Raw genomic sequence first — 23,244 nt, 5'->3', positions numbered from 1 at the left:
ACGGATTGCCCTGAAATGGCGCCATTTCAGGGGGCAATACAAATAATTTATTAATTGTCAGCACCTCCTGGCCTGGCAAGTTTTTTTTGATCCACCTGTATCGAAGATAGCAGATAGCCGGATTGATACCAACGGCGGATCACATATTCGTAGAAGACCTTGTTTCTCGAGATATTCCGAGCTGACACCAGCGCTTTCCCATATTCAGTCAAAATTACACAGCCCAGATCGAGTTGATTATTCATGTCACGTTGAAAACCAATTTTGGTTGGCCTTCCACAGTAAAACAGCCGGGTATGCTTGCCAAGTTTTTTTTTAACGTACCCACAGGGATTGAAGTTGATTAATCCGCATGTTGCAAGCTGTCCGAGCGCATGCGCGGTTATCCCCTGATCGGTATAGACGCTTGCATTCACATCAAAAATGAGCGGCAGCGGATCACCCTGTATCCAGATGAACTGATGCAATGCTGTAAACAACTTTTTATTGTCTTCGCTCAATTCAGTGCAGGGTTGCAGCTGAGCATCCCCGTTGGGTTTCCTTTGTAACTGTGATTTGTTTTTGCAGTGCGGCGTATGTTGGTTTGAAAACAATCTGGACAAGTTTTTCAGCCATTTCTTCATTGTTTTCAAGTTTGATTTTTTGTTTCCTTGTCAGCTCCGGAGCTGCTGTCGTCTGTATTGCTGGAATTAATATCTGCTTTTTGTGTTTCGTGCTGAACGGTTTGGTCCGTTTCACTTTGCGTGTTACTTTTCTCGATGTTATCTTGTTTTGTTTTGGGCTTGGCTGCTTTTTTGGCGCGTTGTTTCAGTTCTCTATTGATCTCATTGAGAAAATTCAAGTTATCCTGACGGCGCCTCTCACTCTTGTACCAGGCAAGACAGGTCAACGACCCCATAATGATTAATAGTACATTGAGTACATCAACCCCATCAAAAAAAATAAAAACAACACCGGTCGAAACAGCAAAAGCACCGAGAAACGCGGTAAAATGCCACATTTTATTTCCCGCTTTTTGATAGCGCTCACGCCATTCTTCAAGCTTGTCACGTGTTGAAATCAATTCTTCATCTGTCCATTTTTTCATACTCATAGCGAGCGATACTCCCATAAATCGTTTTATGACAAGGTGGTCCAGGTTGTGTGCCGACACTATACTACGTGCTCTGTTCTCTACATCAAAAGGTATTTTAACCTAGAATCCTTATAGAGGTTCTAGGTTAAAGCAATGCCAGGTTATTGCGATGAATCAACTCCGCTTCGTCCACATACCCCAGTATGGCTGCGATATGCGTACTGGCCTTGCCTATAATTTTTCGTGTTTCCACGGCATTATAATTGATCAGACCCCGCGCAATCTCCCTGCCTTCCGGGGTTACACACGCAACAGCCTCACCGCGCTCAAAATCGCCGACAACATCGGTTACGCCGATTGGCAATAAGCTTTTACCATCGATTACGAGCGCATTCACCGCGCCCGGGTCCAATGTAACCGTACCCCGTACCTGCAAATAATCGGCCAGCCATTGCTTTCTTGCAGCCAGAACCGGTATCGTCGCCAACAGGCGGGTACCGATAGCCTCACCATGCGCCATACGCACCAGTACATCCTTTTCACGGCCGGAAGCAATAATCGTATGCGCCCCGCTGCGCGCTGCACGTTTGGCCGCCATAACCTTGGTGAACATACCGCCGCTGCCTATATTACTGCCAACGCCGCCGGCCATTTTCAACAGCGCCGGATCAGCTATGCTCGCCTCGGGCAGAAAAGCTGCGTCATGATTTTTTCGCGGATCGCTGGTATACAATCCGGCTTGGTCAGTTAGTATCACAAGCGCATCCGCTTCAATCAAATTGGTTACCAGCGCCGCCAGTGTATCGTTGTCGCCAAAACGGATTTCATCGGTGACTATGGTATCGTTTTCATTGATGACGGGAATAATATCGAGTTTCAGTAATGCCGTCAGTGTAGAGCGGGCATTCAAATAACGTTCACGATTGGACAAATCGCCATGGGTGAGCAGAATCTGCGCTGTTTTTAATTTGTAATGATCAAAACAGGCCGCATACGCCTGCGCCAGTCCCATTTGGCCAACAGCTGCGGCAGCCTGTAACTCATATAATGCAGTTGGCCGCTCATTCCAACTCAGGCGCTGCATACCTTCGGCAATCGCGCCCGACGAAACCAGCACGACTTCCTTGCCCATAAGTTTGAGCTGGGCGATTTGTTCAGCCCAGCCGCGTAATGCGGCATGATCAAGCCCCCGCCCCTGATTGGTTACAAGACTGCTGCCGACTTTGGTGACGATTCGGCGCGCTGTTCTTAGCATGGCTGATAAATGTTGCTCGGATTTATCATGATGCCGATTAATCGCTGGTCTGTGATTGATGCTGCTCCAGATAATCCATAACGGCGTAAGTCATTTGTTGGCATCCGTCACCGGTCAACGCAGACAAGATGAAGTACCGGTCTGTCCAACCCAGTTTTTCAACAAACGCTCTGCAAACAGATTTGCGCTGATTTTCGGACAACATATCGACTTTATTCAGAATCAGCCAGCGTGGTTTAGCGTGCAGTGCGGCGTCATATTTGCGCAGCTCATCAATCAGTGCCTTTGCTTCATGCATCGTATCCACAGTTTCATCGAATGGCGCCATATCGATCAAATGCAGTAACAGGCGGGTACGCGACAAATGCCTCAAAAAACGATGGCCCAGCCCCGCCCCTTCCGCAGCGCCTTCAATCAGGCCAGGGATATCGGCCATGACAAAACTGCGGTTGTGATCAATACGCACTACGCCAAGATTAGGTTTCAATGTTGTAAAAGGATAATCCGCCACCTTGGGTCGCGCCGCCGACACAGCGCGAATCAATGTCGACTTGCCGGCATTCGGCATGCCCAGCAATCCCACATCAGCTAGCACTTTAAGTTCCAGCTTTAATTCGCATTCCTGCCCGGCTTCACCAAAGGTAAACTGACGCGGCGTGCGATTTGTGCTCGACTTAAAATGTAGATTACCCAGACCGCCCGCACCACCTTTGGCCAGCAATACCTTTTGCTGATGTCGTGTGAGATCAGCAACCACCTCGCCGGTATTGATATTTTTGACGACGGTGCCTACCGGCATGCGCAACTCGATCTCTTTCGCACTTTTTCCATAGCAATCAGAACCGCGCCCATTTTGTCCGTTTTTTGCCCGATATATCCGCGCAAACCGGTAATCAATCAATGTATTGAGATTGCGGTCCGCTATGGCGTAAATACTGCCGCCGCTACCGCCGTCCCCGCCGTCGGGACCACCTTTGGGAATAAACTTTTCCCGGCGGAAACTGGCTACGCCATCTCCGCCCTTGCCGGCTTGCACTTGTATTGTTGCTTCGTCAATAAACTTCATAAAACCACTTGACACCACCTAAAAGATGAACTGGAAAAGCCACAAATAAAAAAGCCCTATCACATGGACAGGGCTTTAACAAGAAAAATTAAGCTTTATACTTGTAATTTTGATTGTCTTTATGCTGGAATAATATCAACAACCTTGCGTTTTAATGCGCCTCTGACACCAAAGCTGACTTTTCCTGTTGCTTTGGCGAATAAGGTATGATCCCTGCCCAAGCCCACATTCTCTCCCGGATGAAACTTCGTGCCACGCTGCCTGACAATAATAGAACCGGCCTGAATCAACTCACCGCCGAATCGTTTTACGCCCAGACGTTTCGATTCTGAATCACGTCCGTTTCTTGAACTGCCGCCTGCTTTTTTATGTGCCATTGTTAAATACTCCTAAACAATTATCCAGAGATACCAGTAATCTGAATCTCGGTATAATTTTGTCGATGTCCCTGATGTTTCTGATAATGTTTGCGGCGGCGCATTTTAAAAATGCGGATTTTGTCATGCCTGCCCTGTTCCAGTACTGTCGCACTTACCTTAGCACCTTCTACAAAAGGTTTTCCCATCGAAACGTTATCACCGTCAACGATCATTAATACTTGGTCTATGACAAACTCACTGCCTTCCTCGGCATCAAGCCGCTCAATTTTCAGCTTCTCTCCGATTTTGATACGATACTGTTTGCCACCGGTCTTTATAACCGCATACATAATATTAAACTCCACACATGACTTTACACAGAACCGGTGATTATACCCAAACCGTCCGCGTTTGTGGAGTAATTTTACATTGTTTTGTCTTTAAACTTGACACACAAGTATCTCATTTCTAACATAGCGTTTTCTTCAAGGTAACAACGTGTCAATAAAACATATCAGGAGCTTAATTGCCCAAGACATGGGTAAAGTAGATGAAGTCATTCGGCAAAAACTGCACTCTCATGTCGCCCTCATACGTCAGATCAGCGAATATATTATCAACAGCGGTGGCAAACGTCTGCGCCCTGCTTTAGTCATTCTATCTGCAGGTTCTTTTGGCTATACAGGGAAATTTCATTACAATCTGGCAGCGGTTGTAGAGTTCATCCATACAGCGACGCTATTACACGACGATGTTGTCGATGAATCCGAAATGCGCCGCAACAAAGAAACCGCCAATGCACTGTTTGGCAATGCTGCCAGCGTATTGGTTGGCGATTTTCTATATTCACGCGCTTTTCAGATGATGGTAGAAGTCAACAATATGGATGTGATGCAGGTACTGGCCGATGCCACCAATACAATTGCCGAAGGCGAAGTTTTACAATTGCTGAACTGCCGCGACCCGAATGTCAATGAAGAAAATTATCTACAGGTGATACGCTTCAAAACAGCAAAGCTGTTTGAGGCAGCCAGCCGGCTGGGTGCAATTCTGGGTAATGCGTCACCAGAGCAGGAAGAAGCGATGGCCGTTTACGGCATGCACCTGGGTACTGCATTTCAGCTCATTGACGATGTGCTGGATTATTCAGGCGACAACCAGGATACCGGAAAGAACCTGGGCGACGATTTGTCTGAAGGAAAACCGACACTGCCACTCATTTACGCCATGCAGACAGGCACCACCGAACAGGCCAATCTGATTCGCAACGCAATCGAAGCTGGCGGGACGGGCGGCTTCGAACACGTTATGGAAGTCATCAGGAAAACAGCCGCGCTGGATTATGCCAAAAAGTGCGCAATGTCCGAAATAGAAACCGCCACTACAGCCATAATTGGCTTACCCGAATCCGAATACAAGGAATGCCTTATGCAACTGGCCAGTTTTGCCGTTACTCGAAATCACTAATTCTTTACCTCAAGAAAAAGCGATGATTGATTTCTCCTGAAGAAAAATCGAGGCCTTGTAATCAACAGCTGCTGCGAAAGTATACTAATAAATGACTAATAGCTGTCACGCCTGACCGTAACATCATATCGCTGCCTGATACCATCCAGATACGCAGACATTTCCTCTTGGGTTTTCATTTGCTGTAACTGTTTGCTGAAGTTTATTTGTTTTTCTTCATCGATTGCTTCAGGCTTAATGACTTGATTGATACGTATCAGAGTATACCCACCCTGCATATTTTCAACACCTGTGTACGCAGGCATACTGTCAGTATCTGCTTTAAATATCGCACGCAACACTTCTTGGTTCAAACCATCTGGCTGCATATAAGACACCTGTTTTGGTTCGCTCCAGGCAACTGTATCTTCCGCACCATTCTGCAAACTTGCCAGTAATTCGCGACCTTCTTCAACAGCCTTTTCTTCAGCAAACAGCCGTTTAAGCCGTTCAACAATTTCATCGCGAACAACCGATAAGGACTGGGCTGTTGCCTGGCGATGCTCCAAAACGCGCGCAGATACGAGCGTGTCCGGCATTACTTCGACCGCCTCGGTGTTGCGTTTATCCACTATTGCCTCATCAGAGAAAATCGCATTCATCATGGATGGATCTGCTAGTACTGACGGCTCATCTGAATTTCGATTGATCCAGCCGGTTTCTTGTATTTTCAATTGAAATTTATCGGCTGCAGGCAAAAGACTGTCACTTTGTTCATAGACAGTATTGCTAAAATCCTCGGCGGCTTCACCAAACATATCACTGGCCATCTGTAACTTTAGTATTTCCTCAATTTGCTTTTTGACATCTGCCAGGTCCGCAATTTTTGCTTCTTTGATTTCAGTCAACTGAATTATATGAAAACCAAAATCAGTCTGGACGAGGCCGCGAATCTCATCCGGCTCCATTTGAAAAATTTCGTCTTCAAATTCTTTGACCATGGCGCCGCGCCCAAAAAAACCCAGATCGCCGCCACGGCTGGATGACCCTGGGTCATCCGAGTACTCCGCCGCGAGTTCAGAAAACTGTTGCGGATTTTGCAGCACCTGTTCCAGAATATCTTCTGCCTTCTCACGCGCGAACATTTTTTCATCTTCTTCAGCAGTCGCCGCCGCAGTAATTAATATATGGCTCGCGCGCCGCTCTTCCGGCTGGCCGAATTCATTGGGATGATCTTCGTAATAAGCCTGAATTGCCTCATCACTCACAGGTTCATTTTCTGCCAGCGTCTCCAGTGACAATACCAGATACTCAACACGCACGCGCTCCGGCAGAAAAAATTCAGACTGATGCGCATCATAGTAGACTCCAATTTCATCCTCAGCGGGTTCAATCTGCGACAAATAATCTCCTGGCTTGATTTGAGCCTGACTGATTTCACGTTGCACCTCACTCAAATAGATAACCCTGTCGGCAACCGTATCAGAAATAAAACCATATTCACTATAACCATCGAGTAATTGTCTTAATAACAGTTCCTGGCGCACCCGCGACTCAAATGCAACAGGGCTCAAACCTTCGTTACGCAAAAAATTTTCATATTGTTTTTTTGAAAATTTATTATCCAGATGAAATTCCGGAATTTGGCTGATCTCGGTGACGATTTGTGAATCCATGACGGCAAAGCCATTACTGATCGCCTCGAGAAACAATAAACGCTGCTGAATCAGTCGTTCAAGCACAGAATCTCTCACCTCGTAACTATCAAGCATCGCACTGTCAAAATTGCCACCAAACATGGCGCGCAGCCGTGCCTGATGATCGCGCAGCGCCTGTTCAAATTCACGACGCTGAATTTCCTCTCCTTCAACAATAGCGACATACCCTTCTTGGCTGTCACTGCGATAAGACTGAACGCCCCAGAACATGAATGGCAATACAGCCAATAAAAGCACTATCTGAACAATTCGTTTTTTGCGACTGACAAAGTTAAACACAGCTATAAAAACCCGTTATTTACACGACATGTGAAAAACCAGATAAAAATTGCAAGGCAGTTACTGATGATGCAGCTTTCAATTGATACATGTTAAAACTAAAACGCCTCATTCAAACCAATGGCGAAATGAGGCGATGAAAACATAATCATTAATCATATTATTGAATACGATAGAGAACACTGGCGGAGTGGACGGGACTCGAACCCGCGACCCCCGGCGTGACAGGCCGGTATTCTAACCAACTGAACTACCACTCCAACAAATGAACACTTTTTACTGGTGGGTGCTGACGGGATCGAACCGCCGACATTCGCCTTGTAAGGGCGACGCTCTACCAGCTGAGCTAAGCACCCCGTCTGTTAAAGGCCGCTAGTTTACTGCATCTTTAAGTGCTTTACCAGCACTAAATTTAGGAACCTTGGCAGCTTTAATTTTAATGGCTGCACCAGTACGAGGATTACGCCCGGTACGGGCTGATCGCTTACCCACCTTAAAAGTCCCAAATCCGACTAATGTCACCGTGTCATTTTTTTTAAGTGCAGATGTTATTGCAGACAACGCCCCATCCAATGCACTACCAGCCGTAGCTTTTGGAATATCAGCAGATTTTGCTATTGCTTCTACGAGTTCGGATTTGTTCATATAATTCCCCTTTTAGGTTTGTTGGTCATTAAATCACAAGCAACTACTGCACAAACGCACTTATATCAAGCCATCCGCACAAGGTCAAGAGATTACATCACTCCTTAAAAAAATAAATCGCTAATCCCAAAAGCATCGTACCCGTAACAAAAGTTTTGTTTAAACAACGTTTTCAAATAAGCAGATAGATAACATAATCATATAAAACTTACTTAACTGTTATCAAAAACCTCACAAGCAAATTTCCGTTTTGGGTTCACGGTTCAATAATGTTTCCACAGCAGCCCTAGCTGGCATGCCATCGTGCAAAATACTGCAAACCGCTTCCGTAATGGGCATATTGACGTTGAGTTTTCGACTCAATTGCAATACAGCCTGTGCAGTATGTACACCCTCTGCAACATGGCCCAATTCATTTAAAATATCGCCAATGGACTTTCCTGCCGCCAGGAGCAGCCCGACACGCCGGTTTCTTGACAAATCACCGGTACAAGTCAACAACAGATCACCAACACCAGCCAGTCCCATGAACGTTTCCATTTTTCCACCCAACGCCAGCCCCAGACGTGTAATCTCCATCAATCCGCGTGTAATGAGTGCTGCGCGCGCATTGTGACCATACCCCATACCATCGGATATGCCAGCGGCAATGGTAATAACATTTTTAATAGCGCCGCCTGTTTCTACACCAATCATATCCCGGCTCGTGTAAATGCGTAAATTTTTGCTATGCAGCTGATTGGCCATTTCACGGGAAAAATCATCATTTTCAGACGCAAGGGTCAAGGCAGTCGGCAAGCCCCGCGCAACCTCTTCAGCAAAACTAGGTCCGGAGATAACGCCGCAGGTCAGTTCATTATCTGAAAACACATCTGCAACAACCTGGTGCGGCAACTTGGCTGCCTTTGGCTCGAATCCTTTACATCCCCAGATAACAGGCGCTTTCACGTTAATTTTAGCAATACTACGCAAAATATCGCCAAAACCGGCTACCGGAACAACAATTAAAACCAGATCCGTATTCTCAAGCGCCTCAGCAAGTGAAGCCGTCAGGTATATAGCGTCAGATAATGGAAAATCGGGGAAAAAACTCAAATTGGCACGGTTGGTCATCAATTCTGACAGATGACCCGCCTCCTTTGTCCAGAGTGTTACCTGATGACGTGCCGACAGATTGATGGCAAGCGCTGTTCCCCATGCCCCTGCACCCAATATGGCAAGATTCATGAACCCCAGACCTGGCTGGCTTTAACAAAACCGCTTTGCCCATCCTGATGACGCACTCTAACCCAACCCGGGATGCTTGAGTCGAGCCACTCCAGAACCACATGTTGCTGTGCCTGGAAAACCAGCTCAGCACCTTCATCTGTTTTATGGTATATGTCAGCCATAGGCACCGTCACAATAACAAACCGTTGTTTTTTAAGATTTCTTTTCTCAATCCAGGCCAAACTTCCACTGCTGTCACGTACTTTGACCCAGCCTTCGACATTGACAACCACTTCTACAGGCAAGTTTGCACCGGCAACAAATAATTTACCTGACTTTACAGACGGTGCGTCGTACATAATGGTGACATTCTCAGCAGTTGAAAAAAAATCCATGTCGGCTTTCACAAGAGAGGGCGCCACACATAGCACACCTGCCAGAAGAACATTTGCCCAGGCGCCATGCAAACACGCTTGCTTGCCTGCTTGTAAAATATATGAGATATGCTGAAAATAACTCATTCTAGCCGACCAGTTAATGATTACTGTTTTTTTCAGAATCTTCTGAATTGGCGCGCTGCTGATTTTGATTATAAACCGCTTCAAAATTGACCGGATTGAGAATCACTGGCGGAAACCCGGCACGCGTTACGATGTCTGAAACCGTTTCCCTCAAATAGGGAAATATAATATTAGGACACCCAATACCGAGAACCGGCGCAATCTCTTTTTCAGGCACATTGCTTATCCTGAAAATACCGGCCTGCTGCACCTCGACCAAAAACATCACTTGATCTTTGACTTTAGCTGTAACCGTTACTATCACTAAAACCTCGTAAAGCCCTTCTTTTATTACATGACTTTGTGTGTTGAGTTGCAGATTAACCTGAGGGGCTTCACGCTCTAGAAATATGCTCGGTGCATTCGGGATTTCAAGCGACAAATCTTTCACATAAATTTTTTCAATATTAAACGCTGGCTGCTGTTGCTCGCTCATTTTATAATTTTGCCTTACTTACGGTGTTAATTCGTATACATTCTCAAACTAGTACTCTACCAATATGATATTGCCAGAGTACTAGGTACTAGGGTACCAGCAAGGGTACCAATTCTCCTTCGTGATCCAATCGTGCCAGATCATCGTATCCGCCAATGTGCTTTTCTCCAATGTATATTTGGGGAACCGTTCTGCGTCCTGTTTTACCCATCATTTCATTACGCTGTTCGGGATCAAGATCAATCCGAATCTCTTCAATTTTTTCCACTCCCCTGGAGCGCAGCAATTTTTCTGCCATTTTGCAATAAGGGCAAAACCCTGTTGTGTACATGGTCACCTTGCTCATTGGTTTATCTCTTGACGACAGGAAGACTGGCGCGCTTCCAGGCATCAATACCACCCATCAAGTTATGCACCTTTTTAAATCCATTTTTAAACAACACATTACTTGCATGACCGGATCGTATACCACTTTTATAAATGACGACAATAGGCTTTTCCTTGAATTTTGACAATTCCACCCAGCGATCTTCAATTTTTTCTGTGGGTATATGTTTTGAATTGGGCAAATGGCCCGTAACAAATTCACTGTCATCCCTCACGTCAAGTACAACTGCATCTTCATAATTAATCAATTCTATCGCCTTACGCGTATCAATTTCTTTTGTGCCGCGCTTTGTAATTGCAGGCCATATCAGCAATACAGCACTCACAATCGCTGCAATCACAAAAAAAATGTTCTCGCTTCGAAGTAAAAAGTAATCCTGAAATATTGATGACTCATCCATAAAAATGTTTTATTCCTGTGTTTTATTGTATTTCTGTCAATCAGCTGATTTTATCAGAAACCAGAAAAAATCGCTTCGCCCTTATCCCCCGAATTAAACTCGTATGTCAGTTGTTTGTCCAAGCGCATAAATTTTCACCTCAGCAATCCGCTATTTATAACTTCCATATCAAATTCAAAACTGCTTCCTTCGGCATTTCACACATTATTTGTTGTATGAAACATGAAACACTTTAGGCCAAAAAAAATTAATTCACCACAAAAATCAGACAGATGCTGTGTAATACAGCAAAATCGAGTAAAATATTGCACTGCACATTCACAAAGAAAAAAACGCAACTCACAATCCCAAATAATACATGAAAAAAATCGTTCTTCTTCGTCATGGAGAAAGTATCTGGAACAGAGAAAACCGTTTTACGGGCTGGACAGATGTTGATTTAACACCCAAAGGTATTGAAGAAGCCCGGAATGCCGGCAAGCTACTGAATGAAGCCGGCTTTGTCTTCGATATTGCTTATACATCAGTACTCAAACGCGCCATTCGTACATTATGGATCACACTTGACGTCATGGATTTGATGTGGTTGCCCATACACAATACCTGGCGGCTTAATGAGCGGCACTATGGTGCTTTGCAAGGGCTAAACAAAGCAGAAACTGCCACCAAATTCGGTGATGAGCAGGTGTTAATCTGGCGGCGCAGTTATGACACCAGACCGCCAGAGCTGAGTCTTGATGATGAACGATATCCCGGTGCGGATATACGATATAAATATCTTAGCCATGCTGAATTACCACGAGCGGAATGCCTTAAGGATACTGTTGCCAGATTTCTGCCTTACTGGAAAGAATTTATCGCACCTCAGATCCAATCAGGAAAAAAAATTATCATTACAGCCCATGGCAATTCCCTGCGGGCTCTAATAAAATATCTTGACGATATTCCAGATCAGGAAATTCTCAATTGCAACATTCCGACTGGCATCCCGTTAATTTATGAATTGGACGACCAGCTCGCCCCGTTACGCAGTTATTACCTGGGTGACCAGACGCTGATTCAAGATGCCATGCAAAAAGTGGCTAATCAAGGAAGATCAGCAGGATAACCGGCAGTAAATAAGGCGCATTTTTCAGCCAGGCCGCTGATGCATGCCAACAAAGCGACTTTTCGATCACTCGAGAATACATAACCGGACGTGAAACCAGCACAATTCACAATTTCTTCTTCATCAGTCTTTCTCGTCTTAAGCTGTATCCTGTTGCTGTGCCACTCTCCCGCAAACGCTTCAGAAAAGCAACAGCAGTTGGAAAAATTGCGCAGCCGTATCAAAGTACTGCACACCGAATTGGCAGCTCAGGAAATAAACAAACAGGATGCTGTTGATGCGTTGCGCGACACTGAACATGCTATCAGCGACATTAAGCGCAAGCAATTCCAGTTAAAAAAAGACAAACAAAAAATCGAAGATGCCCTGAAAAGGGTATCGACTCAGCACAGACAGCTCAAACTAATTATGGAAGCGGAACAAGATCAATTGAGCGAATTACTTTTTCAACAATATCTGGGAAACGAAAGAAACTATTTGCGCACGCTATTAAATCTACAGGACCCCAACCAGATTGCACGCGACATATATTACTATCAGCAACTCTTCGACGCGCGCGCAACGCATATCGACAATCTTCATAACGGCTTGAATCAATTACAGACACTCGCACAATCGGTTCGTGAGAAAAGAGCACAGTTCTTTTCTATTGAAACTGAATATGCGCATCAAAGCCAACAACTCAAACAAGAACAGTTAAAACATAAAACTACGCTTGCACGCATTTCCAAAGAAATCGAACAACAACACAATGAAATTGGTAAACTTATTCGGGATGAACAGCGCATTACAAAATTAGTTAATGAGATAACCAGGATATTTAAGCAGGAAAATCAACGTAACACACTAAATAATACGCGCCTCCCGAATTCCAAACACCAAGATAGCGCATTCAAAACACTTAAAGGTAAATTGAATTTGCCGGTTCGCGGGAAACTTGTGCACCGTTTTGGTGGTCAACGTTCAGGTAGGCATGTAAAGTGGAAAGGTTTGTTTATCCGTTCAGCTGCAGGCAGCGACGTCAAGGTTATCGCAACTGGACAAGTAGTTTTCGCTGATTGGCTGCGCGGATTTGGCAATCTTATCATTATTGACCATTCACAGGATTATATGAGCCTGTACGGCAACAATGAAATGCTTCTAAAGCAAGTTGGTGAAATAGTTAAAAGTGGCGATACCATCGCAACAGTAGGCAATAGTGGCGGCAATCCTGAAGCTGGTCTGTATTTTGAGTTGCGTCACAAAGGCAAAGCATTTGATCCGTTGACATGGATCAAAATAGAATGAGTGATGTATACGGACAGTTGGCCCAAAATTTTTTAAAAACACGTCTTTAAACAGACCAAATCGCCATATAACCAGCATTTAGGTTTGTTTTTAATGTATGATCAACTGAAAAAAAACAGTATAAATCTATAATTCAATTGTTTAACCTATTATAATTTTAATCACTTAAAGTTCGTAAGTGCGGAGACAGCATCATGAGTAACATAGTAAAAAAAGCAGGTCTGATTTTTGTTGGCGCAATCACAGGCGTGATGCTCAGCTTGAATTTTTCCGCTATCGCCAAAAGAGATTCAACAGAAATCATGCATCCGCTGCCGATCGAAGAACTTCGCACTTTCGCGCAGGTATTTGGGCGCATAAAGAGTGATTACGTCGAATCCGTGGAAGACAAGCGGCTGATCACTGAAGCCATCAACGGCATGCTGGTTGGTTTGGACCCCCACTCTTCTTATCTAGACAAGGATGAATATAAGGAACTACAAATTGGCACGCATGGTGAGTTCGGCGGATTAGGAATTCAAGTCACCATGGAAGACGGATTGGTCAAGGTAATTTCACCAATTGAAGACACCCCCGCTTTCCGTGCCGGCATCCAAACCGGCGATTTGATTGTCAAGCTGGATGATACCGCAGTCAAAGGCATGACCCTCACAGAGGCGATCAAACTGATGCGCGGCAAGCCCAAAACCGCTATCAAGATAACTGTAATCCGGGAAGGCGAAAAAGAACCACTGGTATTTAATCTGGTTCGCGATATTATTAAAATTCAAAGTGTTAAATCAAAGCTCCTGGAACCGGGCTATGCTTATATCCGCATTACTCAATTTCAGGAACATACCGGTGAGAATCTGGCCAAAGCCATTAAAACGCTTTTTTCTGAAAGCACCACGCCCATGCAAGGACTAATTCTTGATTTACGCAATGATCCGGGCGGATTATTGAATGGTGCAGTTGCCGTATCGTCTGCTTTTCTACCGGAAAATGCACTGGTCGTTTATACTGAAGGTCGTACTGCGGATGCAAAAATGCGATTACACGCCAATCCCGAGTATTATCTTCGCGGCCATGGCAGAGATTATCTGCGAGATTTACCATCTGAAGTTAAGACTGTACCCATGATCACCTTAGTCAACGGAGGATCAGCATCAGCCTCTGAAATTGTGGCTGGCGCGCTGCAGGATCACAAACGTTCCATCGTTATGGGTTCACAAACATTCGGCAAGGGTTCTGTGCAAACCGTGTTGCCATTGGGCAACGACACCGCTATTAAACTGACCACAGCGCTCTATTATACGCCTAACGGACATTCCATCCAGGCAACCGGTATTACGCCGGATATATTGGATGAATCAACAGACGACGACCAACGTTTGCGCGAAGCGGATTTAAGTCGCCATATAAGCAACGGTCAAAAAAGCGAAAAGAAGACCGCAGTTGAAAAAACTGCCGAAGAACCGGCCAACAAGCCTAAAAAAGACGATGATCGCGGCCCGATTGAGTTTGGATCCGAGGATGATCTGTTGCTTATTCAAGCCATGAATTACTTTAAAGGCATCACCGCATCGCCTGAAAAGAAGGTTGACAGCGCAGGCGGCTAGCATTTCTCCGAAGCAACCCACACTTGAATAATCGCCAGTTGCTCCGGTACAGTCGCCATATTTTGCTTCCCGAAATTGACATTTCGGGTCAGGAAAAACTGCTTAAGACACATGTACTGATTATAGGAGCCGGCGGTCTGGGATCGCCGGCTGCGCTTTATCTTGCCGCCAGCGGTATTGGAAAACTGACAATCTGTGACGGCGACACCGTAGATCTTACCAATCTCCAGCGCCAAATCGTACATCCTTCAAGCGCAATAGGTTTGTCCAAAACGGAATCGGCGCAACACACATTGTCCAGACTCAATCCGGAAATAAACGTTATTTCCTATCCAAACCATGTAAAAGAAGCTGATTTGCAACAACTTGTTGCGGTATCAGACGCAGTCATAGATGCAAGTGATAATTTTGCAACACGTCACAGCATCAATAAGGCCTGTGTTGCACTCCAAAAGCCTTTAATCTCGGGGGCGGCGGTTCGGTTCGAAGCGCAAGTATCGGTTTTTGATTTACGTCTGCAACACAGTCCTTGTTATCATTGTCTCTATCCACTGCACGGAGAATCAGAGGATATGCCATGTGCAATCATGGGTATCTTCTCTCCACTGGTTGGGATTATCGGCAGTATTCAGGCCGCGGAGACGCTCAAAATATTGTTGAATATCGGCAAAACGTTAAATGGCAGACTTCTGTTATTAGACGGTCTCACCATGAACTGGCGTACAATCAAACTCAAGAAGGATCCTTTCTGTGAGTTATGTCAACTCAACTGAAAGTTTCTTGTTCTGCATTGATAACAACCCTGACGGCTTTTTATTTCATGTTTTGGTCAGATACACACCAAACATGGATTCTTAGCAGCTACTTGTTTTTAGACAAACATTTTGTTAATACAGACCATACTTGATCTTATCTCTTTAAATCTTTCACTCTGGTTTTTGCAGCAGAAAAATTCCCCAGGCCAGATAGCCATGCTTACCGCCGTCTATCCAATGGTTCAAGCCGGCTTTCATACGTTCAATATAAGCCGGATCGATCTTTCCAATTAATTCACTGGTATGCCGCTCGGTTTCATCAAGAACACGTTGATAATGGTTGATCAACTGCTGAGTAAGATTATCAAACTTGACCACATCAAAACCCAACCGTTCTGCAACCTGGCGATAAAAGCCTGGCGAGCCTAATGAGGGCAGATGAATGCGGTCAAGTATCGGTTGCAAAACACCAGGCGGGCAGTCATCGGCCTGCATCGGATCGGTAAAAACAAAGTACCCGCCCGGTTTTAGCACTCGAAAGGCCTCTGCCAATACCTGCTCACGTTGTGCACTGTGCAAAATTGCATCCTGTGACCAGATAACATCAAAACCAGTTGTACCCTCGGCGCTTTCGAACGGCAGTGATTCAAAGCTACCGTCAATCACCTGAATTTTTTCAGACAGATGCGCAGCCAAATTCAGTTCGCGCGCGCGCTGGTTCTCAATTTCACTTAAATTTACCGCCTTTACCTGCACACCATAAGTTTTCGCAAGATAACGGGCGGCACCACAGTAACCGGATCCCAAGTCAAGAACAACTTGGTCAGCTTTCAACTCTGACAGGCAGTCTGCCATGGTCTGCACAGTTCGATGACTCGCCACATTAATCGGTTCATCAAGGTCTTCATATAAGCCGATATGAATGTCTTCTCCACCCCATATCGTACTGTAAAAATGATCAGCATCGTCGCTGTTATAGTAATCACGCGCGGTTTCAACAGCGGCGGACTGTGTTTTACTTGAATTCATATTATTCATCGGTTGATTGATAGGCTTTTTCGGCGATATGAATAAAAAAATCTGGTTCGCTTTCCCGGTACGTCTCCTGAAAATCTCCAAACGTTTCAGTATGCTGAAAACCAACTTCTTGCATCAGCCGTTTTGTGTAATCCTTTCTGAGTGGAAACATATTCAAAAAATATTTATCGCCATCGGGAAAACAGTACTCAAACCGCGCCAATCCCTTGTCGACATGCACCGGTTTTACCGAAACATTCGTACCACAGTAATAATAGGTATGCGTACAGGTAAATCCGAAATCCATTAGCGCATCGTAATTACGCTGATCCAGAATTAACACGCCGTCATGACGCAACGCGGCATAAAACTCGGCAAGTGCTTTACGCCGGTCATTCTCATCGAACAAGTGTGTAAATGAATTACCCAGACAGATAATCGCATCAAATTTCTGATGCACGTCACGATTCAGCCAACGCCAGTCAGCCTGTACAGTACGCAAAATATGCCCACGTGACCTGGCATTGGCGAATGCCTTGGACAGCATTTCCGCGCTGCCATCCGCACTGACCACTTCGAACCCGGCTTCCAGCAATCTAACCGAGTGAAATCCGGTTCCCGTCGCCACATCAAGCACCTGTTTGCAGCCTCTTTCTTTAAGCTTATCGATAAAAAAAGAGCCTTCCGATTCAATCCGCGCATTCCAATCAATCAGTGAATCCCATTTTTGTACGAATGCATGCACATATTCTGCACGGTATTGGTCCGTTTCGCGAACCGATACCGGATCGGAACCATAATCCTGTTTTGTTTTAATCGATGTAGTATTCATTTCGTTCTCCATGAAGTGTAAAAAACTGCTGTAGCAGTAATTACCAAAACAGCGACACAAAACACCGGAAAAATTCCAGAGTCAATCGTTGTCTATCGGTCACAATCTAGCGCAAACCTGGACCAGTCTGGCAAAATCGAGCTAAAATTATTATTTTCAGGTTACTTTACATGCAAATCTGGCGAAGCAAGCCTTCACCAAATTATAAGACACCGCTTGCGCTGACAATCGGCAACTTTGACGGCGTACATTTAGGCCACCAAGCCATACTATCCCGTTTGAAGGAAACTGCAGACAAACTAGGAATAGCTGCTTGTGTCATGACTTTTGAACCGCATCCACGCGAATTTTTCGCGCCAGATCAAGCACCTACTCGTCTCACCAGCTTCAGGAAAAAAATGCAGCAACTGGCCAGATTGAAAGTTGATTATGTACGAGTATACCGCTTCAACTATGATTTCGCAAAGATAAGTCCTGAAACGTTTATTGAGAGGATACTGAATCATGAGCTTTCTGTGCGCTGGCTGCTGGTTGGAGACGACTTTCGTTTTGGAGCGCGCCGAGCCGGGAATTTTGCCCTGTTGAAAGCATTATCAGCACAAAACGGTTTCGAAGTGGAAAAAATGCCGAGCTTTTTAATCGAAAAACAGCGTGTGTCAAGCAGCCATATCAGAAAATTATTGGAGACCGGTGACCTGCTCACAGCGCGCCGTTTTTTAGGCAGACCGTTTAGTATCAGTGGCCGTGTCATAGACGGCGAAAAACTGGGGAAAAAACTGGGTTTTCCAACTGCCAATATTCAGATCAAACACAACCGCCCGCCGGTATCTGGCATTTTTGCGGTTAACGTGTTCGGCACCGTTCAGTCGGACCCATCCGTTGTACTGCCGGGCGTTGCCAGTCTTGGCGTCAGGCCAACGGTTCATAAAAACGGCAAACCGGCGCTGGAAGTCCATTTATTTAATTTTGATCAGTCGATTTACGGTCATCATTTGCAGGTCGATTTTCTGCATAAACTGCGTGATGAAGAAAAATATCCTGATTTAAGAACGCTTACTCAACAAATTAAAAGAGACATTACACAGGCAAAACAATTTTTTAATCAGGCAATTGATAAAAACGATTTTGCAATTGAATCGTGTAAAAAATTGTAATCACGTATAATTCGCTTAAATACAACATGATGTCATAAAACAGCAACACTCAATGCTGATTCATATAAGATTGTGCAGCGCAATTATTTGCTAGCTGCATCGACCCGGAACGATTTTAAACATTTTTCATGACTGATTATAAAAAAACGCTTAACCTGCTCGACACACCTTTTCCAATGCGCGGCAATCTCGCTAAACGGGAACCCGCAATGCTCGACTCCTGGCAGCAAAAAAAACTGTATCAGAAAATCCGTGCTGCAAGTAAGGGGCGCCCCAAATTTACACTGCACGACGGGCCGCCGTATGCAAACGGCGACATTCATATCGGACATGCCGTCAATAAAATTCTCAAGGACATTATTATAAAAAGTAAAACGCTGGCTGGTTTCGATGCGCCCTATATTCCGGGATGGGACTGCCACGGCCTGCCGATCGAACATCAAATAGAAAAAAAATACGGCAAGCAGCTGCCTGCCGGTAAAGTGCGTGAACTCTGCCGCACATTTGCAGCGGAACAAATTACGCGCCAAAAAACCGATTTTATTCGCTTGGGTGTTTTGGGCGACTGGGATCAGGCCTATCTCACCATGAATTTCCAGACTGAAGCGGATATTATTCGCGCACTGGGAAAAATTTATCAGAATGGCTATCTGTATCAGGGACAAAAACCGGTTAACTGGTGTATTGATTGCGGTTCTGCCTTGGCAGAAGCGGAAGTCGAATACGAAGATAAAACTTCTTCGGCAATCGACGTTGGTTTTGACATCATTCAGACAAATACCGATGACGCCGGAATGCAGTTGCAAACTGCCTTCAAACTTAGCACCGGCACCCTGTCCGGCAACAAAATCATGGCAGTCATTTGGACAACCACGCCCTGGACGCTGCCGGCCAACCAGGCAGTCTGCATACACCCCGATTTTGATTATGAACTGATTCAAACAGAACGGGGCTTGCTCCTGCTGGCGGCCGAATTGAAACAGGTCTGTCTGGAGCGTTACGGCCTAAAAGGGAAAACGCTGGGTCAATGCAAGGGACAGGCGCTTGAATATCTGCCCCTGCAGCACCCGTTCGAAAACCGTGGCGTCAAAATCATCTGCGGCAGGCATGTCACGCTGGAAGCCGGCACCGGACTGGTGCATACCGCCCCCGCCCATGGCCTGGATGACTATTTTGCCGGTCAACAGTACGGCTTGCCTAACGAGAGTCCGGTCGACGGCGATGGCAAATTTATGGCAGACAAGCCTCTGGTCGGCGGTTTATTCGTTTGGAAAGCGAACGACATCGTCATCGACGCGTTACAGGCCGGCCATTCCCTGCTCTGTTTGAAAAAAATAGAACATAGCTATCCGCATTGCTGGCGGCATAAAACGCCGATTATTTTCCGCTCAACACCGCAATGGTTCATCGGCATGAATCTGGAGAAAAATCCTGACACAAACGCTGATGCTGCCGGTCTGAAAAAACCATTGCGAAGCCTTGCCATGCAGGCTGTTGACAGCACCCGTTTTTATCCGGCCTGGGGAAGAGCGCGGCTGGAAGCCATGATTAAGAACCGTCCGGACTGGTGCGTTTCCCGGCAACGCAATTGGGGCGTGCCGATGGCATTATTTGTGCATAAAATAACCCACAAGCCACACCCGCGCGCACATGCGCTGCTTGAACAGGTTGCACAAAAAGTCGAAAAGCAGGGCATTGAAGCCTGGTTCTCGCTTGATGAAACCGAGTTACTCGGTGAAGACGCCCAGAACTATACAAAACTTACCGACACACTCGACGTCTGGTTCGATTCGGGCACAACGCATGACACCGTAATTAAACCCAGCCTACAGCTCGAGTACCCGGCCGATTTATACCTGGAAGGCTCGGACCAGCATCGCGGCTGGTTCCAATCCTCGTTGCTGACCGGCTGCGCCATTGACGGCCATGCCCCGTACCGGTCGCTGCTCACACATGGCTTTGTCGTTGATGGCAGCGGCCATAAGATGAGCAAGTCCAAAGGTAATGTAATCGCGCCGCAGAAAGTCATGGACACCTATGGCGCCGACATTTTACGCCTGTGGGTTGCATCTACCGATTATTCCGGAGAACTTTCGATTTCAGAAGAAATTCTCAAGCGAGTCGTTGAAAGCTACCGCCGCATCCGTAACACACTGCGCTTTCTGCTGGCCAATCTGGCCGATTTCGATCCACGGAAAGATATGCTGACGATTGCGGACTGGCTGGAAATCGATCGTTATATGCTGGCATACAGCAGCGATTTCCAGAACGAGCTCGTACAGATTTATGACCGCTATGAGTTCCATCAGATTGTACATAAACTGCACAATTTCTGCTCTGAAGATCTGGGAGGCTTTTATCTGGACATTCTTAAAGACCGATTATATACCGCTGCAGCCGGCAGCCAGCCGCGCCGCGCCGCGCAAAGCGCGCTCTATCATATCTCACACAGCCTGGTACGCCTGTTTGCGCCCATCCTGAGCTTTACCTCCGAAGAAACCTGGGAACACCTGGCCGGTCAACCTGAAGACAGCGTGTTGCTGCATACTTGGCATCGTTTTCCTGAGCAGTCTGACACACAGCAATTATGCGAACGCTGGAGTAGAATTCGAACATTACGCGCCCAGGTACTGAAAAAGCTCGAAGACGCCAGAGCGCAAGGCAAGATCGGATCATCTTTGGCCGCAACGGTCAATATCCGTGCAGGCGGCGGTGATTTGGCGTTGCTGCAATCTCTTGGAAATGACTTACGGTTTGTTCTGATCACTTCGGAATCCAGTTTGGAAGCGGCTGATAACTCACAGGAAATTGTGGTTACAGTTACACCAAGTATGCATCCGAAATGCGAACGCTGCTGGCATTATCGCAGCGACGTCGGTCAGAACCCGGGACATCCCACATTATGCGGACGCTGTGTATCCAATCTCGATGGCACAGGAGAATACAGACAACACGCATGATCAATGATCAAGGTTGCAATTTTTACAGTGGTATGAAACGCTGAAAAAAAACGGCAAACGGACATACACGAACATGAAACTACATTATTCACTTAGCATCGCCCTGATTGTTTTAATACTGGATCTGGCAACCAAGTACTGGGTGGAATCGGCACTGGTCTACGGACAGCGAATTGCAGTAACAGATTTTTTTAATCTGGTACTCACTTACAATACCGGTGCAGCATTCAGCATCCTGAGCGAAGCATCCGGCTGGCAACGCTGGTTCTTGAGCGCGATCGCTGCTGGCGCATCCATTGTCATTATGTATCTTCTGCACAAATATAAAAACGAGCGACTGTTTTGCTTATCGCTCAGTTTGATTCTAGGCGGAGCTATCGGTAATCTGTGGGACCGCATCACGCTTGGACATGTCGTCGACTTCCTGGATTTCTACATCGGCGATTATCACTGGCCGGCATTCAACATTGCAGATTCGGCAATTTTCGTCGGTGCGGCCCTGCTCGTTATTGACAGCTTTTACAATAAAGAAAACGCACAAAAAGAAGCCGACAATAAAACCGGCGGCAAGGAAAAAGCTGAAAAGCTTTAGCGGTTACTTACTATTTTTGTTAGATTTTTTATCTTCTTTAGTGATCGGACTCTGCACCGTATAACCTTTTTCCTTCATTTTATAGCCACCGTACGCACCCGCTCCCGCCGCCGCAGCCATCCAGCAACCTGACAATAGCGGCAGCAAAACAATTAATGCCACTACAGTATGAAATTGTTTTCGTTTCACAATTCACCCCCGGTAACTCATACACAATATTAAATAGTATCCGCACCTAATCCGGCGCTGCCTGGCTCGCAAACAAACTCAAACGCATGATCAATTCTACAGCGCAGGACTCAATTTAGTTTATGGCTTACAAACCGTTTCGGCAATCTGTTTAAAAAAAGAAGATTCGGGATACTCAAACCATTCCTTCAATTCATCATGGTGCGCACCGATGGTGCTGCCTTTCGCCATTACTTCCGGATAAAGCAGCATGGTATAGGAACGCGTACGGTCAGCCTTACAGTCAAACTCGTAAAAAGTCTTTAATGATTGATAGCCACCCTTTTGTTTTTCATCATAGCTGGACAAAACCCACACTTTTTTGTAATGGTTGCCACTTTGCCGCACTGTGGCCGGATCAAAAAAATGTTTCGCATGTCTGTCGGGGTCTTCATGGACTAACTTCCATTCCGCAAATACTGGTGCGCAAAAACCAAATAAACCGATCAGCAAAACTGTAAAAAAATTTTTTTTCATTGTAGACAGATTATTTTCAAATACGAAAATGCAAATTTGGTTATTCTATGGTAAAAGAACGGAACAGTGAACAATATGCTGGCAAAAACCTGTTGACTGAATGGCCTGTGTTGTCCGGTGTCGATACGTACATCGCCCATGATATGTCAAACTTTCAGGCAATGATTTTAGGAGCAAGGCCAAAATAACTTGAACACTTTATCCTGTATCGGGCATTTTACGAGGGAGTACTTAGGCCATATTGTTCAAGTTATTTTGGCCTGTATCCTTAAAGGATGAAGATAGAGATTACAGCCATACATCCGGATTTACATGAGGCGCATTACTTCTGCCCATAATGGAATCCACTGGGTAGCCCCCTTAAACGTCAACGCGCCCTGTGCATGTATGTGCTGTTCAG

At 45.7% G+C, this 23,244-nt stretch carries 25 protein-coding genes and 2 tRNA genes; 8 read left to right on the top strand and 19 right to left on the bottom strand.

Annotated features, from left to right (window positions below):
* Positions 1-50: 50 nt before the first annotated feature.
* The 6 genes from BMY60_RS01725 to rplU form a co-directional block, all read right to left on the bottom strand.
* A complete protein-coding gene (locus tag BMY60_RS01725) occupies positions 51-500 on the bottom strand; it encodes a hypothetical protein (protein WP_256250623.1) in 450 nt (149 codons plus the stop codon).
* 128 nt (positions 501-628) lie between these two features.
* A complete protein-coding gene (locus BMY60_RS01720) occupies positions 629-1,093 on the bottom strand; it encodes a hypothetical protein (RefSeq protein ID WP_143057324.1) in 465 nt (154 codons plus the stop codon).
* 127 nt (positions 1,094-1,220) lie between these two features.
* Entirely contained in the window at positions 1,221-2,330 is a 1,110-nt protein-coding gene (gene proB, locus BMY60_RS01715) for a glutamate 5-kinase (protein WP_090330707.1), read from the bottom strand.
* A gap of 37 nt (positions 2,331-2,367) precedes the next feature.
* Positions 2,368-3,396: an Obg family GTPase CgtA gene (gene cgtA / locus BMY60_RS01710; protein ID WP_090330705.1), complete on the bottom strand. Its 1,029-nt coding sequence runs from the start codon at positions 3,394-3,396 to the stop codon at positions 2,368-2,370.
* A gap of 119 nt (positions 3,397-3,515) precedes the next feature.
* Positions 3,516-3,773: a 50S ribosomal protein L27 gene (gene rpmA, locus BMY60_RS01705; protein ID WP_090330704.1), complete on the bottom strand. Its 258-nt coding sequence runs from the start codon at positions 3,771-3,773 to the stop codon at positions 3,516-3,518.
* 20 nt (positions 3,774-3,793) lie between these two features.
* Positions 3,794-4,105: a 50S ribosomal protein L21 gene (gene rplU, locus BMY60_RS01700; RefSeq protein WP_090330702.1), complete on the bottom strand. Its 312-nt coding sequence runs from the start codon at positions 4,103-4,105 to the stop codon at positions 3,794-3,796.
* A 148-nt stretch (positions 4,106-4,253) separates the two neighbouring features.
* Here rplU and ispB point away from each other — a divergent pair, with 148 nt between their 5' ends.
* Positions 4,254-5,222, top strand: coding sequence for an octaprenyl diphosphate synthase (gene ispB, locus BMY60_RS01695; RefSeq protein WP_090330701.1), 969 nt, complete (start codon positions 4,254-4,256; stop codon positions 5,220-5,222).
* A gap of 95 nt (positions 5,223-5,317) precedes the next feature.
* Here the strand turns inward: ispB and BMY60_RS01690 are convergent, their stop codons facing one another.
* The 9 genes from BMY60_RS01690 to BMY60_RS01650 all read right to left on the bottom strand — a co-directional run bounded on the left by BMY60_RS01690 (position 5,318) and on the right by BMY60_RS01650 (position 10,836).
* Positions 5,318-7,198, bottom strand: a complete 1,881-nt coding sequence (locus BMY60_RS01690; protein ID WP_090330699.1) for a SurA N-terminal domain-containing protein — start codon at positions 7,196-7,198, stop codon at positions 5,318-5,320.
* A 183-nt stretch (positions 7,199-7,381) separates the two neighbouring features.
* A tRNA-Asp gene (locus BMY60_RS01685) sits at positions 7,382-7,458 on the bottom strand.
* A 20-nt stretch (positions 7,459-7,478) separates the two neighbouring features.
* A tRNA-Val gene (locus BMY60_RS01680) sits at positions 7,479-7,554 on the bottom strand.
* A gap of 16 nt (positions 7,555-7,570) precedes the next feature.
* Positions 7,571-7,843, bottom strand: a complete 273-nt coding sequence (locus BMY60_RS01675; RefSeq protein ID WP_090330698.1) for an HU family DNA-binding protein — start codon at positions 7,841-7,843, stop codon at positions 7,571-7,573.
* Positions 7,844-8,074: 231 nt separating this feature from the next.
* On the bottom strand, positions 8,075-9,070 hold the full coding sequence (locus BMY60_RS01670) for an NAD(P)H-dependent glycerol-3-phosphate dehydrogenase (protein ID WP_090330696.1): 996 nt from the start codon (positions 9,068-9,070) through the stop codon (positions 8,075-8,077).
* The gene (locus BMY60_RS01665; protein ID WP_090330695.1) at positions 9,067-9,573 is read right to left on the bottom strand and encodes an SH3 domain-containing protein; all 507 of its coding nucleotides are present in this window, start codon (positions 9,571-9,573) and stop codon (positions 9,067-9,069) included. Before BMY60_RS01665 ends, BMY60_RS01670 begins: the two co-directional genes overlap by 4 nt.
* A gap of 13 nt (positions 9,574-9,586) precedes the next feature.
* Complete coding sequence (gene secB / locus BMY60_RS01660) at positions 9,587-10,048, bottom strand: protein-export chaperone SecB (RefSeq protein WP_090330693.1); 462 nt, start codon at positions 10,046-10,048, stop codon at positions 9,587-9,589.
* 88 nt (positions 10,049-10,136) lie between these two features.
* Positions 10,137-10,394 (bottom strand): glutaredoxin 3, encoded by a 258-nt coding sequence (grxC, locus tag BMY60_RS01655; RefSeq protein ID WP_090330692.1) that lies wholly within the window; start codon positions 10,392-10,394, stop codon positions 10,137-10,139.
* Positions 10,395-10,398: 4 nt separating this feature from the next.
* Complete coding sequence (locus BMY60_RS01650) at positions 10,399-10,836, bottom strand: rhodanese-like domain-containing protein (RefSeq protein ID WP_090330690.1); 438 nt, start codon at positions 10,834-10,836, stop codon at positions 10,399-10,401.
* A gap of 358 nt (positions 10,837-11,194) precedes the next feature.
* On the opposite strand from BMY60_RS01650, the gene gpmA reads away from it, so the two are divergent.
* The 4 genes from gpmA (at position 11,195) to BMY60_RS01630 (ending at position 15,602) form a co-directional block, all read left to right on the top strand.
* Positions 11,195-11,944, top strand: coding sequence for a 2,3-diphosphoglycerate-dependent phosphoglycerate mutase (gene gpmA / locus BMY60_RS01645; protein ID WP_090330689.1), 750 nt, complete (start codon positions 11,195-11,197; stop codon positions 11,942-11,944).
* A 90-nt stretch (positions 11,945-12,034) separates the two neighbouring features.
* Positions 12,035-13,231 (top strand): murein hydrolase activator EnvC family protein, encoded by a 1,197-nt coding sequence (locus BMY60_RS01640; protein WP_143057323.1) that lies wholly within the window; start codon positions 12,035-12,037, stop codon positions 13,229-13,231.
* Positions 13,232-13,425: 194 nt separating this feature from the next.
* On the top strand, positions 13,426-14,829 hold the full coding sequence (locus BMY60_RS01635) for a S41 family peptidase (RefSeq protein WP_090330686.1): 1,404 nt from the start codon (positions 13,426-13,428) through the stop codon (positions 14,827-14,829).
* A gap of 23 nt (positions 14,830-14,852) precedes the next feature.
* A complete protein-coding gene (locus BMY60_RS01630) occupies positions 14,853-15,602 on the top strand; it encodes a HesA/MoeB/ThiF family protein (RefSeq protein ID WP_090330684.1) in 750 nt (249 codons plus the stop codon).
* 153 nt (positions 15,603-15,755) lie between these two features.
* Here the strand turns inward: BMY60_RS01630 and BMY60_RS01625 are convergent, their stop codons facing one another.
* Both BMY60_RS01625 and BMY60_RS01620 read right to left on the bottom strand, forming a co-directional pair.
* Positions 15,756-16,613 (bottom strand): SAM-dependent methyltransferase, encoded by an 858-nt coding sequence (locus tag BMY60_RS01625; RefSeq protein WP_090330773.1) that lies wholly within the window; start codon positions 16,611-16,613, stop codon positions 15,756-15,758.
* Between the two features lies 1 nt (position 16,614).
* On the bottom strand, positions 16,615-17,433 hold the full coding sequence (locus BMY60_RS01620; RefSeq protein ID WP_090330683.1) for a glycine/sarcosine N-methyltransferase: 819 nt from the start codon (positions 17,431-17,433) through the stop codon (positions 16,615-16,617).
* 170 nt (positions 17,434-17,603) lie between these two features.
* Here BMY60_RS01620 and BMY60_RS01615 point away from each other — a divergent pair, with 170 nt between their 5' ends.
* From BMY60_RS01615 to lspA, 3 genes are all read left to right on the top strand, one after another.
* Entirely contained in the window at positions 17,604-18,587 is a 984-nt protein-coding gene (locus BMY60_RS01615; RefSeq protein WP_090330681.1) for a bifunctional riboflavin kinase/FAD synthetase, read from the top strand.
* 128 nt (positions 18,588-18,715) lie between these two features.
* Complete coding sequence (ileS, locus tag BMY60_RS01610; protein ID WP_090330680.1) at positions 18,716-21,547, top strand: isoleucine--tRNA ligase; 2,832 nt, start codon at positions 18,716-18,718, stop codon at positions 21,545-21,547.
* A gap of 73 nt (positions 21,548-21,620) precedes the next feature.
* Complete coding sequence (gene lspA / locus BMY60_RS01605; RefSeq protein WP_090330771.1) at positions 21,621-22,139, top strand: signal peptidase II; 519 nt, start codon at positions 21,621-21,623, stop codon at positions 22,137-22,139.
* A 3-nt stretch (positions 22,140-22,142) separates the two neighbouring features.
* Here the strand turns inward: lspA and BMY60_RS01600 are convergent, their stop codons facing one another.
* Both BMY60_RS01600 and BMY60_RS01595 read right to left on the bottom strand, forming a co-directional pair.
* Entirely contained in the window at positions 22,143-22,328 is a 186-nt protein-coding gene (locus tag BMY60_RS01600; protein ID WP_090330678.1) for a hypothetical protein, read from the bottom strand.
* Between the two features lie 120 nt (positions 22,329-22,448).
* Positions 22,449-22,844, bottom strand: a complete 396-nt coding sequence (locus tag BMY60_RS01595) for a surface-adhesin E family protein (protein ID WP_090330677.1) — start codon at positions 22,842-22,844, stop codon at positions 22,449-22,451.
* Positions 22,845-23,244: the final 400 nt, after the last annotated feature.

Source organism: Nitrosomonas sp. Nm51, assembly GCF_900111165.1.
Classification (GTDB): domain Bacteria; phylum Pseudomonadota; class Gammaproteobacteria; order Burkholderiales; family Nitrosomonadaceae; genus Nitrosomonas.
This window is presented reverse-complemented; position numbering and strand designations above follow the sequence as displayed.

Bases quoted from the DNA above. Each gene is read 5' to 3' on its own strand.
- BMY60_RS01720 (WP_143057324.1), bottom strand. From the start codon at position 1,093: ATGAGTATGAAAAAATGGACAGATGAAGAATTGATTTCAACACGTGAC.
- proB (WP_090330707.1), bottom strand. From the start codon at position 2,330: ATGCTAAGAACAGCGCGCCGAATCGTCACCAAAGTCGGCAGCAGTCTT.
- cgtA (WP_090330705.1), bottom strand. From the start codon at position 3,396: ATGAAGTTTATTGACGAAGCAACAATACAAGTGCAAGCCGGCAAGGGC.
- rpmA (WP_090330704.1), bottom strand. From the start codon at position 3,773: ATGGCACATAAAAAAGCAGGCGGCAGTTCAAGAAACGGACGTGATTCA.
- rplU (WP_090330702.1), bottom strand. From the start codon at position 4,105: ATGTATGCGGTTATAAAGACCGGTGGCAAACAGTATCGTATCAAAATC.
- BMY60_RS01675 (WP_090330698.1), bottom strand. From the start codon at position 7,843: ATGAACAAATCCGAACTCGTAGAAGCAATAGCAAAATCTGCTGATATT.
- BMY60_RS01670 (WP_090330696.1), bottom strand. From the start codon at position 9,070: ATGAATCTTGCCATATTGGGTGCAGGGGCATGGGGAACAGCGCTTGCC.
- BMY60_RS01665 (WP_090330695.1), bottom strand. From the start codon at position 9,573: ATGAGTTATTTTCAGCATATCTCATATATTTTACAAGCAGGCAAGCAA.
- secB (WP_090330693.1), bottom strand. From the start codon at position 10,048: ATGAGCGAGCAACAGCAGCCAGCGTTTAATATTGAAAAAATTTATGTG.
- grxC (WP_090330692.1), bottom strand. From the start codon at position 10,394: ATGAGCAAGGTGACCATGTACACAACAGGGTTTTGCCCTTATTGCAAA.
- BMY60_RS01650 (WP_090330690.1), bottom strand. From the start codon at position 10,836: ATGGATGAGTCATCAATATTTCAGGATTACTTTTTACTTCGAAGCGAG.
- gpmA (WP_090330689.1), top strand. From the start codon at position 11,195: ATGAAAAAAATCGTTCTTCTTCGTCATGGAGAAAGTATCTGGAACAGA.
- BMY60_RS01635 (WP_090330686.1), top strand. From the start codon at position 13,426: ATGAGTAACATAGTAAAAAAAGCAGGTCTGATTTTTGTTGGCGCAATC.
- BMY60_RS01625 (WP_090330773.1), bottom strand. From the start codon at position 16,613: ATGAATTCAAGTAAAACACAGTCCGCCGCTGTTGAAACCGCGCGTGAT.
- BMY60_RS01620 (WP_090330683.1), bottom strand. From the start codon at position 17,433: ATGAATACTACATCGATTAAAACAAAACAGGATTATGGTTCCGATCCG.
- BMY60_RS01615 (WP_090330681.1), top strand. From the start codon at position 17,604: ATGCAAATCTGGCGAAGCAAGCCTTCACCAAATTATAAGACACCGCTT.
- ileS (WP_090330680.1), top strand. From the start codon at position 18,716: ATGACTGATTATAAAAAAACGCTTAACCTGCTCGACACACCTTTTCCA.
- lspA (WP_090330771.1), top strand. From the start codon at position 21,621: ATGAAACTACATTATTCACTTAGCATCGCCCTGATTGTTTTAATACTG.
- BMY60_RS01595 (WP_090330677.1), bottom strand. From the start codon at position 22,844: ATGAAAAAAAATTTTTTTACAGTTTTGCTGATCGGTTTATTTGGTTTT.